The organism is Streptococcus sp. GMD1S (assembly GCF_000296875.1).
Lineage (GTDB): Bacteria > Bacillota > Bacilli > Lactobacillales > Streptococcaceae > Streptococcus.
Genome location: NZ_AJQY01000034.1, coordinates 1 through 11,951 on the forward strand (window position 1 = coordinate 1; position 11,951 = coordinate 11,951).

An 11,951-nucleotide genomic window follows, 5' to 3' on the forward strand; every position below is an offset into this window, starting at 1 on the left:
GCGTTTTTAGCTGTCGCAACGACTTTGTCACCTTCTTTAAGTTCGAATTCGTATTTATCAGCTTCAAGGTCTTTACCATTCAAGACTTTCTTAGCTGTGATAGTTTCTTTAGCTGGAGTTGCTTTATAGGTGTTAGTGAAAGTTGGTTCTGCAGATGTGACAGTTGCTGTTAAAACTCCACTTTGGAAAGTTGCTGCTACAGTAACTTCCTTGGCTTCTGTATCAAATGCAACGCCTGCAACTGCTGTTGAAGTGTCTTCTTTGATGATGTAGTGATAAGTTCCCGCACCTTTTACTTGGAGATTCTCAAAGGTAATAGTCCCATCAGCTTTTGATTTTGCTGTAGCTACAGGATCCTTCAAGTTCTCTGCAGTAAACAGGTTAAAGGTAAACTCATCTGCTTTTGGAAGTTTATCTGTACGTCCTTCTACTACTTTCTTAGCCGTCACATTGAATACAGCTGGAACAGGTTCGTCTTTAAGATGAATAGTAGAACCCGCAGCACCGAGTTTGACTGTATACTCTTTTTCATCTAGTTTATAACCTGCTGGAGCAGTCTTCTCTTTGATCTTAAACGTTTTACCTTCCCATTTCTGATCATAAGTTTTCGTAAGCGCTACTCCTTTTTCATTCGTAGTCACTTCTGTTGTTTCACTTGCATCATCTGCTGCTGTCACAGTATATACCGCACCCGAAACCGGAGCCAGAGTGAAGGCATCAGTCTTATGAATCTTAATTTGGTAAGCAGTAGATGCTACAATCGTACCAGAAATCAAAGATGTCGCCTCAGCTGTCATATCAAGTGCTCCCGGACGACTTGTATTCTGTGCTAATTTAGTCCCGTCAGCCAATGACAGAGCAACCCTATTTCCTACTTTACTTCCATCATTAGGAGTTGTTGTGTTATAAGAGACTATATAAGAGGTCGTTCCATCTTTAAAAATGATATCAAATGAAGTATAGTTTTCGTTCCACGAAACGGTATAGTCTTGTCCCTCAGTTAACAAAACTGCATCATCTGGAACAGCAGAAGTCCCAACAGTGATATTTGCCTTATACACTTTTAGAGTCTCAGGAATATACTGTGCAGGAGTGTAACTAGTATCATCATTTGGTATAGTATCATGTAATACAATATTTTGTCCTAAGTCTTGTTTCTCTGTATTTACACGTACACGCCAGGTAGACCATGCATCTCCCTTGCTAACCGAACCAATCTCAGCCAGTTTTGGAGAGTTCCAATTTTCAAGGGCAGCACGACCCCCAATTTTAGCATAATTTTCAGTACCAACTTTGGGACCATCGATTGTTTTTGATGAATAAATGTGAGTCACTTCTTGCTTCAATGAGGATGAATTAAAGTTTATGCGGGTTTTATTCTGATCCTTTAAGAATCTAAAAGTAACAGAAAAATTCCCTGACACATCCTTTACCTTATCTCCACCAGTTTTCTCTAGATATTTATCCAAGTTTTTCAAGGTGATTTTTGCTTTCCCACCTTGATCAGTCCCATTTGAAGTCACTTCAGCTTCTCCAATAGTAACTTTTGTTGTCGGATCGATTAAATCCTGACTCCCCTCATAAACTGCCATAGGAGCAGGTATATCAAAGGTAAAATAATCTCCATTATTCAAATGTTCATTATACTGTTTGAGATCAAAAGTCACGCGAAGCTTATATGCTAAATTCGTACGAAGCGAGAAATCTCCTTCTGAACTCACATTTTGCTTAGTATCTGAAGCATCTAACAGATCAATACCTGTAATGACTTGTGTCAATTCTTTTGAAACAGGATTATCTGCTTTAACAATGCCTATCAAAACAGATGCTAGGCCTAAAATAGCAAAAGCTAACGCAGAAAATTTAGAAAGCATATTTAACGCTTTGCTTTTCGACATTTCTTCTCCTCTTTTCTTTATGAAATTTTTATTTCTAATCTCCCTAAGAGATTACATCATACCATTTTGACAACCCCTATCACTAACTAGAGTTTATCTATTGTATTATAACATCTCAATACAATCTATTCAAGTTTAATAACTAGAAAATAAGTTTTTATAAGATTTTATTATATTATTCTCTCGAATTTCAACACATTGTCACAAGAATTAACAAAATCTCTCAGTATTTTTCATATGATATGTCGAAAATTTATCTTTTAGATATAGAAAAAAGCCAGTCCTATAGACTAGCTTTCTTTCTATTCTAATTGAATCTTAGCTCAAGGCGTCATCCATTGAAAGAACTTCGTGGAAGACACGTTGTGTCAATTCAGTTTTTTGTTCTGGAGTGAGGTATTTAGTGTTTACACAGTATCCAGAGATACGTACGATAACGTCTTCACCTGACATGATCTTTTCGTAAACATCGTTCAAGTCCATAACGTTCAAGTTAACGTGTTGTCCACCGTTTTCGAAGTAACCATCAAGGATTGTTACCAAGTTATCAACTTGTTCGTCACGAGTCTTACCAAGAGCACGTGGAGAAACTTGAGTTGTCAATGAGATACCGTCAGCTGCGTAACCAAAGTCAAGGCTAGCAAGTGAGTTCAAGTTTTGCAACCATCCACCTTTAGCTTTGTTAGATGGGTTCGCACCTGGTGAGAAGAATTCAAGTTTAGACAAGTTCACAGAACCATCTTCGTTGAGGTATACACCTTTGTGGACTGGTGAGTTACCAGTTTGTTTAGAGTAAGCAACGTTAGATGTGATTGTCAAAAGTGATACAGTAGCTTCTGCGTCTTTGTATAGTTTGTGGCTACGTAGACGAGTTGTATAAGCTTCGATCAACCATTCTGCCAATTCGTTTGAACGTGGGTCATCTTCACCCCAACGTGGGTATTCACCGATTGTTTCGTAATCGTAGATGTATCCATTTTCGTCACGGATTGGTTTAACGGTAGCGTATTTGATAGCTGACAATGTATCAACTGTGTTTGCAAATCCACAGATACCGAATCCCATGTTAGCACGTTGTTTAGTTGGCAAGAAGGCCATTTGAACAGCTTCGTAGTTGTACTTGTCAGTCATGTAGTGGATGATGTTCAAAGCGTCTACATAAGTGTCAGTCAACCAGTCAAGAGATTTTTCAAAGTTCGCTTTAACTGATTCGAATTCAAGAACTTCGTCACGGATAGGATCGATGTCAAATACTTTGTAGTCTTTGTGAACATCGTCGTAACCACCGTTCAAACCAGTAAGAAGGGCTTTCAAAACGTTTACACGAGCACCGAAGTACTGGATGTTGTGGCGTTGATCTTCGTTTTCTGGGTCAAGTGGTGACACACAGCATGAGATACAGCTCATTTCTCCGTATCCGTCTTTAGCCATTGTTGTTACACCTTCATATTGGATAGAAGAGTGTTTGTGGCTCATGTGCATACAGTAGCGACGGAAGTTGTATGGCAATTTGTCAGTCCAAAGAACTGTCAAGTTCGGCTCTGGAGAGTTACCGATGTTGTCAAGAGTGTTCAAGAAACGGTAGTCCATCTTAGTAACACGGTGACGACCATCGTTACCCATACCAGCCATAGAAGTTGTGATGAAGGTTGGGTCACCTGAGTACAATTGGTCATAAGCTTTTGTACGAGCAAATTTAACTGTACGAAGTTTCATAACGAAATCATCAACGAACTCTTGGATTTCTGATTCAGTAAATGTACCGCGAGCAAGGTCACGTTCTGCAAAGATATCCAATACGATTGGCACACGTCCTAGAGATGTAGCAGCACCGTTAATCACACGGCAGACAGCCATGAAGGCGATGTTAACCCATTGGATTGCTTCTTTCGTGTTCATCGCTGGTTTGCGGACATCAACTCCGTAAAGGTCACCCAAGCGAACAACTTGTTGCAATGCTTGGTATTGAAGGTTTACTTCTTCACGAAGACGGATTGTTTCTTCATCAATTTCTTTGATCGCATTCCAGTCGTTTACTTTTTCTTGCATCAAGTAGTCTGCACCGTAAAGAGCAAGACGTGCGTAAACACCGATGATACGTCCACGTGAGTAGGCATCTGGAAGACCAGTTACAGTGTGAGCGTGACGAGCGCGACGAATGTTTGAAGTGTAGGCACGGAAGATACCGTCGTTAACTGTTGTTACGTATTTAGTGAAGATTTCGTGAACAGCTGGATCTGGTTCATATCCATTTTCTTTCAAAGTAGTTTCAGCCATACGGATACCACCTTTTGGCATGAAGTTCAATTTGAAGAGTTCATCGTTTTGGATACCAAAAATCACTTCGTTTTCTTTGTCGATAAATCCAGCAGGAATATCAGCAATAGATGTTGGACGAGTGTCCATTGGGAAACGAGTTTCTTCGTAGTGTGCTTTTGTTTCTTCTACGATTTTTTTGATGTGAAGTGAACGTTCTGTTGGTCCAGCAAGGAAACTTTCATCTCCATCGTAAGGTGTGTAGTTAGCTTGAACGAAGCGAGAAATACTTGCTTTTTCTTTCCAATCTACGCCTTTGAAGCCTTCCCAAGCTTTATCAAAAATATCTTGTGCTTCAACAACTGTCTTAACAACCATGTTAATATCCTCTTTTTTCTAGTAACAGTCATCTGTTACATTCTTGAGACAAGTATACCATACAGTAACCGATTTCAACAAGAGAAAATCAGTATTTTAGACGCTTTCTTTTATAATACAGTCTCTTTTTTGTTCTTATCTGTATTATATTTTTGAAAGTCAGGTTGAACTTTCCCATTTTTTCAGAAAAAAGGGTATAATAAATAGAAAATGACACTAGAAAGGGATTGGAATGCTCATATTTCCATTGATAAATGATCTGTCCAGAAAAATCATCCATATCGACATGGATGCCTTTTTTGCTGCGGTGGAAATAAGAGATAATCCTAAGTTAAAGGGCAAACCTGTCATTATCGGAAGCGACCCCAGACAAACAGGTGGGCGTGGTGTCGTTTCTACCTGTAGCTATGAGGCACGAGCTTTTGGTGTTCATTCAGCCATGAGTTCTAAAGAAGCTTATGAGCGCTGTCCCCAAGCTATCTTTATCTCTGGAAATTATGAAAAGTATAAGACTGTGGGACTTGAGATTCGAGCTATTTTTAAACGCTACACTGATTTGATTGAACCTATGAGTATCGACGAGGCATACTTAGATGTGACGGAAAATAAACTCGGTATCAAGTCAGCCGTCAAAATAGCCCGCCTCATCCAAGAGGATATCTGGCAGGAACTACACCTGACCGCTTCTGCAGGCGTTTCCTACAATAAATTTCTAGCTAAAATGGCCAGTGATTATCAGAAGCCACATGGTTTGACAGTGATTCTACCTGACAAAGCCCAAGACTTTCTCAAACAAATGGACATTGCTAAATTTCATGGTGTAGGAAAGAAGACAGTAGAAAAGCTTCATGAAATGGGCATTTATACTGGTGCAGACTTATTGGATGTCTCAGAAGTTACTTTAATCGATCGCTTTGGCAGACTTGGTTATGATCTTTATCGAAAGGCTCGTGGTATTCACAATTCTCCAGTCAAGTCCAATCGCATCCGCAAATCAATCGGGAAGGAGAAAACCTATAGTAAGATTCTCCAGGATGAAGAAGATATCAAAAAAGAGCTGACTCTTCTCTCCGAAAAGGTAGCTCACAATCTCAGCAAGCAGGACAAAGCTGGAAAAATCATTATCCTAAAAATACGATATGCTGACTTCTCCACTCTGACTAGACGAAAAAGCCTCCCACAAGCTACACAGGACGCTAGTCAGATTTCTCAAACCGCCCTTCAACTCTACGAAGAGCTAGCTGAAAAAGAAAAAGGTATCCGTTTACTAGGAATTACGGTGACAGGATTTTAAAAAGCTTGAAGGAAACTTCCCTCAAGCTTTTTTCTTATACAAACAAACGCACAAAACTATAGAGCAACAAGACACTACCGAGTACGATACGGTATTTACCAAAGAGTGTAAAGTCGTGTTTTTTCACATAACTGGTCAAGAAACGAATAGCAACCATGCTGACCGCAAAGGCAACACCCATGGCAACCAAGAGCAAGAACAGTTGTCCAAAACTCAAGAGTTGACCTGCTTTAATAAATTTGAAAATCTTTAAAGCGCTGGCTCCGAACATAACAGGAATTCCGAGATAGAAGGTGAACTCTGTTACGACTGAGCGGCTTGTTCCATTTAACAAACCACCAACGATCGTCGCACCTGAACGGCTCGTTCCTGGAAAGAGGGCGAGGACTTGGAAGAGCCCAATGTAAAGGGCTGTTTTATAGGGCAACTTGTCTAGCTCTGTCACTGTTGGTTCAATGGCTTGCGCCTTATTTCGTTTTTCAAGGTAGATAAAGGCAACACCATAGATAATCAACATGATTGCAACTGAAACCATGTTATGGAAGTTGGCATCAAACCAATCATCTAATTTAAAAACCAATAGCAAAGGCAAGGTCGCAACGAAGACTTTTGACCACAATTGCCAAGTTCTACGAACTTCTACCTTAGTTTTACCAGGTTTGAAAGGGTTAAGCTTGTTAAAGTAAATGACCATAACTGCTAAAATGGCACCAAGCTGAATGACAACATTAAACATGGACATGAAGGCTTCATTCTGGTCCTTGTATTGTACAAATTCTTCAACCAAGATCAAGTGGCCAGTACTTGAAATGGGCAACCATTCCGTAATTCCTTCAACAATCCCAAAAAAGATTGACTTCAAAATTTCAATAAAATACATACATTACTCCTTTTTCTGTCCTCTATTATAACATAATTTCAGATGTTGCGATAGATTTTTTAGAAGGCGCCGATGCTACCACCGCCTCCGCCTCCTGAGAATCCTCCACCTGAAGAACCACTTCCAGAAGATACAGAGTAATTGCTAGCTGTATTTGCGACAGCAGTATATTGCTTGATTTGTGCAGTTGAGGTGTAGAACTGTGAGTGCCAACCATAGGCTACATAAAGATTCAAATCTGGATTTTCAAGCTGAATATGGCGGACTTTCATTAACTTGCTCACCTTCTTGGCATAACCAAAGAGAGTCGCATAGACCAGTAGACGATTCCAAAGGACGATGCTCTCTAGCTCGGCCTGATCCAGATGAGCGATGTCGCGAAGCATATTTTCAAAACTCGTCCAGAGATAGAAGATTTCTGCTCCTTCCTCTGTTAGAACTCCATCACGATAGGCCCCTCGCGTGGCAAGATAAACCCAGAAACTAGTCCCTAATCCTGTCAATCCTAAAAGTAGAAACGGGATCGAAAAGAAGCCATGTGTTTGCCAACTATAATAAAAGAAAAGCAATCCACCTAGAGCTGTTATGGCTGAACAGACCCGCATCCCGAGAGCAAGGCGACGTTCCTCACTTGTCAAAGGACGATAGTAGCTTGGGATACGAAGTACATGGACCTTATCCTTGACACAAGACTGAATGCGTTGAAGTCTTCCTTCAAAGGAGCGTTTGAGACGCGAGCCTGTTTCTCGGATATGTTTTTCATCTGACTCTTTGGCACCACGGTAAAGGGAAGATGAAACTTGGTAATCAGGGAAGAGCTCTGAAATAGCCAATTCTTTCTTATTTGACAAGGTCATGCGTAGACATTCTTTCTCAAAATTGGACAAACCCTTTTCACTGATAATGCGCACATAAGGTTCCTCATCCCCTTGGAAAATAGATAAATGACCTCGATCTACTAAATCCAACAAGGTTGCCTGAATCAGACGTTCAAAAGTAAATTTACCAAACCCTGATTTGTTTAGGGGATTGACTTCCTCTAAGGAAGTTGAATACACTGCTTCTGCTAAAACCATTGGAGGCAAATCCATCGGTGGTTCGTAGAGTCGATGATCTTTTGGAAAGACCTTTTTAATGCTTGTACTCTGACGAAACATCCTATAGAAAATAGGAACTAGAAGTAAGAGACTCATAAAAATGACGGGAAATACCCATTTCATCAAAATCTCACTTTGCGCTTTTTCTGTTGCTATATTGCTTTCAATCCGGTTAAAATCGGTTAAACGTTCTTCCTCTAATCCTTGATCTGGAGCTCCTGCAAAAGCACTTCTAGGCCAGTATGCGTGTAATTCGATCTGTCGCTTTCTAGGAAGGTCTTTCATTTTGACATGATAGAGATTATTTACTTTTTCAACACTAGAGTCCCTTAGGAGTTGTCCTGCATGAAAATAGAGTTTCTCCGCTGGAGTATCAGAGCTGACCTTGAACTCAATCTCTTTGATGTCTCCAGTACTATCTGTCAAGGGTTGCCAATTTAGCTCTGCGATATCCTTATACAAGAAGAGAAGATTTGATAGTTTCCAGGTAACCGTTACCCGAACAGTATCTCCAGCATATCCAGCATTGTAAATTTTTACCTTGTAACCGTCCTCTTCCTCCATAGTATAGAAGGAAGCATTTTGAACAATTCTTCCATTTTTAGAGACCTGAACGGTCGGATCGGGATCAATGTCAAATCCTTCTGGCATTTTCCCAGCTTTCCCGAGTCCAACTAACTGACCATTATAATCATCTCCAAAGCGGTAGGTAATTGTTTCCTTAAAAATTGCAGTATTATCTGCATGAATATTCAAATCACCCTGATAAGATAAGATATCAAAGTCTACTGCAAAAACCAGGCTCGGTATAAATAATAAATAAGTAAATACCAAAGCCAACAGCCATCTTTTTTTCATAATCGCTTCCCTTTCAATCTTTTTACCATTATATCATTTTTTATAAGTAAAGGCTTACTTGTATTGAAAATCTCACTATTTTTAGATACAATAGAGAGAGTCATTTTTAGACTAGAAATAGGAGAAAACATGAAAAAATTATGCTTATCTATCCTTGCTAGCCTAGCCCTTACCTTAGGACTAGTTAGCCAAGTCCAAGCCGACGAATATTTACGCATCGGGATGGAGGCAGCTTACGCTCCCTTCAACTGGACCCAAGACGACGATAGTAACGGCGCCGTCAAAATCGACGGTACCAACCAATATGCCAACGGCTACGATGTTCAAATTGCTAAAAAGATTGCCAAAGACCTTGGTAAGGAACCTTTGGTTGTGAAAACCAAATGGGAAGGACTTGTTCCAGCCCTTACTTCTGGCAAAATTGATATGATCATTGCCGGTATGAGCCCAACCGCTGAACGCAAACAAGAAATTGCTTTTTCAAGCAGTTACTATACTAGCGAACCGGTTCTATTGGTAAAAAAGGACTCTGCCTATGCCAATGCCAAATCTTTAGAGGACTTTAGTGGAGCAAAAATCACGTCTCAACAAGGTGTTTATCTTTATGACCTGATTTCCCAAATTCCAGGTGCCAAAAAAGAAACAGCTATGGGTGACTTCGCCCAAATGCGTCAAGCTCTGGAGGCTGGTGTTATTGATGCCTATGTTTCTGAACGACCTGAAGCAATGACCGCTGAGTCTGCTAACGCTAAGTTCAAAATGATCCAACCTCAACCGGGTTTCAAAACTGGCGAAGAAGATACAGCTATTGCCATTGGACTTCGTAAAGATGACAGCCGCATCAGCCAAATCAACGCGAGCATCGAAACCATCTCTAAGGATGAACAAGTAGCCCTCATGGATCGTATGATCAAAGAGCAACCTGTGGAGTCTACAACAACGGAGGAAGAAAGTAGTTTCTTTAGCCAAGTTGCTAAGATCCTTTCTGAAAACTGGCAACAACTCTTGCGTGGTGCTGGTATCACACTCCTAATCTCCATTATCGGAACCATCACAGGTCTCCTTATCGGACTTGCAATCGGGGTCTTCCGTACCGCTCCACTATCTGAGAACAAGGCAATGTACACCCTACAGAAACTAGTCGGTTGGATTCTCAATGTCTATATCGAGATCTTCCGTGGTACACCAATGATTGTTCAATCCATGGTTATCTACTATGGAACTGCCCAAGCTTTCGGTATCAATCTTGACCGCACACTAGCCGCTATCTTCATCGTCTCAATCAACACAGGTGCCTACATGACTGAAATCGTCCGTGGTGGTATTCTAGCAGTTGACAAAGGACAGTTTGAAGCTGCAACTGCTCTTGGTATGACCCACAATCAAACCATGCGTAAGATTGTCCTACCTCAGGTTGTCCGTAATATTCTACCTGCTACTGGTAATGAGTTTGTCATCAATATCAAAGATACCTCTGTATTGAACGTTATTTCAGTTGTTGAGCTTTATTTCTCAGGAAATACTGTAGCAACACAAACTTATCAATACTTCCAGACCTTTACCATCATCGCCGTGATTTACTTTGTCCTCACCTTTACTGTGACCCGTATCCTACGCTTCATCGAACGTCGTATGGACATGGATACTTACACTACAGGTGCTAACCAAATGCAAACGGAGGATTTGAAAAAATGACACAACCAATCCTTGAAATCAAACACCTCAAAAAATCATATGGGCAAAACGAAGTGCTAAAAGACATTTCTCTCACCGTCCATAAAGGAGAGGTTATTTCCATCATCGGGAGCTCAGGAAGTGGAAAATCAACCTTCCTTCGTTCGATTAATTTACTAGAAACACCTACAGAGGGTGAGATTCTCTATCGAGGAGAAAATGTCTTAGAAAAAGGCTATAACCTCACCCATTATCGTGAAAAGCTCGGTATGGTTTTCCAATCTTTCAATCTCTTTGAAAATCTGAATGTCCTTGAAAATACGATCGTTGCCCAAACAACTGTACTCAAACGTGACCACTCTGAAGCTGAAAAAATTGCCAAAGAGAATCTCGAAAAAGTTGGTATGGGAGAACGTTACTGGCAAGCCAAACCGAAGCAACTATCAGGTGGTCAGAAACAACGTGTGGCTATCGCCCGCGCTCTCTCCATGAATCCTGATGCCATTCTCTTCGACGAACCAACATCTGCTCTTGACCCTGAAATGGTCGGAGAAGTCCTCAAAATTATGCAGGATTTGGCTCAAGAAGGCTTGACCATGATCGTCGTAACCCACGAAATGGAATTCGCTCGCGATGTCTCTCACCGTGTCATCTTTATGGATAAGGGCGTCATTGCTGAAGAAGGTAAACCAGAAGAACTCTTCACGAACCCTAAAGAAGAACGGACAAAAGAATTTCTTCAACGCTATCTCAGCTAATAAACAAAGACTGCATAAAGAATGCAGTCTTTTTAATTTGTAATTGTAAAGAAAAGGCAGACTCGATTCAGGAATCTGCCTGTGACCACAGTTTAATCTTCAAATTTTTCATGATTTTTTTCATAGAAATCGATTAAACCAAGAGCTGTTTCAAATGAAATATTTTTAACTTTTGCGCGTCCTTGTGCTAGAGCAATGATAGACATTTCACGCGCATTCGTTTCTTTAGAGATACGGTAGCCTGTGATTTTCTTATCACGAACCCAGCCAACAACTGCTTCTACTTTTTCAAAGTTCGACTTAGCCATGTTCTTCTCCTAAATTATTCTTTACAATACTTAATTGTATACGTTTTTATTTCGTTTGTCAATAAAAAAACATATATTCGTCGTAACTATATTATTCTGCATATTTTTATTTGGCTTTTAAAGCCGATAATATATGAGTTCTTATGTCCTCGACTCCATTAGGATTTGCTGGTAGGAAGATTGTATTATTACCCTCTTTATCTGCAAAATTATTCAACGTATCTAAATACTGGTTCGTTAATAGGATAGACATGATTTGTTCTTCAGTTAGCTCAACATTGGCTCCCTTTAACTCTTGGATAGAATCAGCTAGTCCGTCAACAATTGCTTTACGCTGCTCTGCAATCCCTACACCATGTAGGCGATCTTTTTCTGCTTCTGCTTCTGCTGCGGTCACGATTTTAATCTTATCTGCTTCAGCAAGCTCTTGCGCCGCAACTCTCTTACGTTGAGCCGCGTTAATTTCATTCATTGATTGTTTTACTTCAGCATCAGGTTCAACCTTAGTAATCAGCGTTTTGACAATGATATACCCATACGTAGACATTTC

The 11,951-nt window shown here is 40.3% G+C and carries 9 protein-coding genes; 3 read left to right on the top strand and 6 right to left on the bottom strand.

Features of this window, described 5'->3' with window-relative positions:
* Both GMD1S_RS05375 and pflB read right to left on the bottom strand, forming a co-directional pair.
* Positions 1–1,898 (bottom strand): Spy0128 family protein (locus GMD1S_RS05375; protein WP_000045542.1); only part of this gene is annotated, 1,898 nt, incomplete at its 3' end.
* A gap of 318 nt (positions 1,899–2,216) precedes the next feature.
* Positions 2,217–4,532 (bottom strand): formate C-acetyltransferase, encoded by a 2,316-nt coding sequence (gene pflB / locus GMD1S_RS05380; protein WP_000260621.1) that lies wholly within the window; start codon positions 4,530–4,532, stop codon positions 2,217–2,219.
* A gap of 232 nt (positions 4,533–4,764) precedes the next feature.
* Between pflB and dinB the strand changes: the two genes are divergently transcribed.
* A complete protein-coding gene (gene dinB / locus GMD1S_RS05385) occupies positions 4,765–5,826 on the top strand; it encodes a DNA polymerase IV (protein WP_000904545.1) in 1,062 nt (353 codons plus the stop codon).
* 34 nt (positions 5,827–5,860) lie between these two features.
* On the opposite strand, the gene GMD1S_RS05390 is transcribed toward dinB, so the two are convergent.
* Both GMD1S_RS05390 and GMD1S_RS05395 read right to left on the bottom strand, forming a co-directional pair.
* Positions 5,861–6,706: an undecaprenyl-diphosphate phosphatase gene (locus GMD1S_RS05390; RefSeq protein ID WP_000273567.1), complete on the bottom strand. Its 846-nt coding sequence runs from the start codon at positions 6,704–6,706 to the stop codon at positions 5,861–5,863.
* A 59-nt stretch (positions 6,707–6,765) separates the two neighbouring features.
* Positions 6,766–8,661, bottom strand: a complete 1,896-nt coding sequence (locus GMD1S_RS05395; protein WP_000747708.1) for a DUF2207 domain-containing protein — start codon at positions 8,659–8,661, stop codon at positions 6,766–6,768.
* A 129-nt stretch (positions 8,662–8,790) separates the two neighbouring features.
* Here GMD1S_RS05395 and GMD1S_RS05400 point away from each other — a divergent pair, with 129 nt between their 5' ends.
* Both GMD1S_RS05400 and GMD1S_RS05405 read left to right on the top strand, forming a co-directional pair.
* On the top strand, positions 8,791–10,356 hold the full coding sequence (locus tag GMD1S_RS05400) for an ABC transporter substrate-binding protein/permease (RefSeq protein ID WP_000732046.1): 1,566 nt from the start codon (positions 8,791–8,793) through the stop codon (positions 10,354–10,356).
* Positions 10,353–11,093, top strand: coding sequence for an amino acid ABC transporter ATP-binding protein (locus tag GMD1S_RS05405; protein ID WP_000193352.1), 741 nt, complete (start codon positions 10,353–10,355; stop codon positions 11,091–11,093). Before GMD1S_RS05400 ends, GMD1S_RS05405 begins: the two co-directional genes overlap by 4 nt.
* A gap of 92 nt (positions 11,094–11,185) precedes the next feature.
* On the opposite strand, the gene GMD1S_RS05410 is transcribed toward GMD1S_RS05405, so the two are convergent.
* Together GMD1S_RS05410 and GMD1S_RS05415 are read right to left on the bottom strand one after the other, a co-directional pair.
* On the bottom strand, positions 11,186–11,401 hold the full coding sequence (locus GMD1S_RS05410; protein ID WP_001130031.1) for a capsule biosynthesis transcriptional regulator: 216 nt from the start codon (positions 11,399–11,401) through the stop codon (positions 11,186–11,188).
* A gap of 106 nt (positions 11,402–11,507) precedes the next feature.
* Positions 11,508–11,951: SPFH domain-containing protein (locus GMD1S_RS05415; RefSeq protein ID WP_000353042.1), on the bottom strand; the 444-nt coding region annotated here is incomplete at its 5' end.

Excerpts from the sequence above, each read along its gene's own strand:
- pflB (WP_000260621.1), bottom strand. The coding sequence starts at position 4,532 with ATGGTTGTTAAGACAGTTGTTGAAGCACAAGATATTTTTGATAAAGCT.
- GMD1S_RS05395 (WP_000747708.1), bottom strand. The coding sequence starts at position 8,661 with ATGAAAAAAAGATGGCTGTTGGCTTTGGTATTTACTTATTTATTATTT.
- dinB (WP_000904545.1), top strand. The coding sequence starts at position 4,765 with ATGCTCATATTTCCATTGATAAATGATCTGTCCAGAAAAATCATCCAT.
- GMD1S_RS05390 (WP_000273567.1), bottom strand. The coding sequence starts at position 6,706 with ATGTATTTTATTGAAATTTTGAAGTCAATCTTTTTTGGGATTGTTGAA.
- GMD1S_RS05405 (WP_000193352.1), top strand. The coding sequence starts at position 10,353 with ATGACACAACCAATCCTTGAAATCAAACACCTCAAAAAATCATATGGG.
- GMD1S_RS05410 (WP_001130031.1), bottom strand. The coding sequence starts at position 11,401 with ATGGCTAAGTCGAACTTTGAAAAAGTAGAAGCAGTTGTTGGCTGGGTT.
- GMD1S_RS05400 (WP_000732046.1), top strand. The coding sequence starts at position 8,791 with ATGAAAAAATTATGCTTATCTATCCTTGCTAGCCTAGCCCTTACCTTA.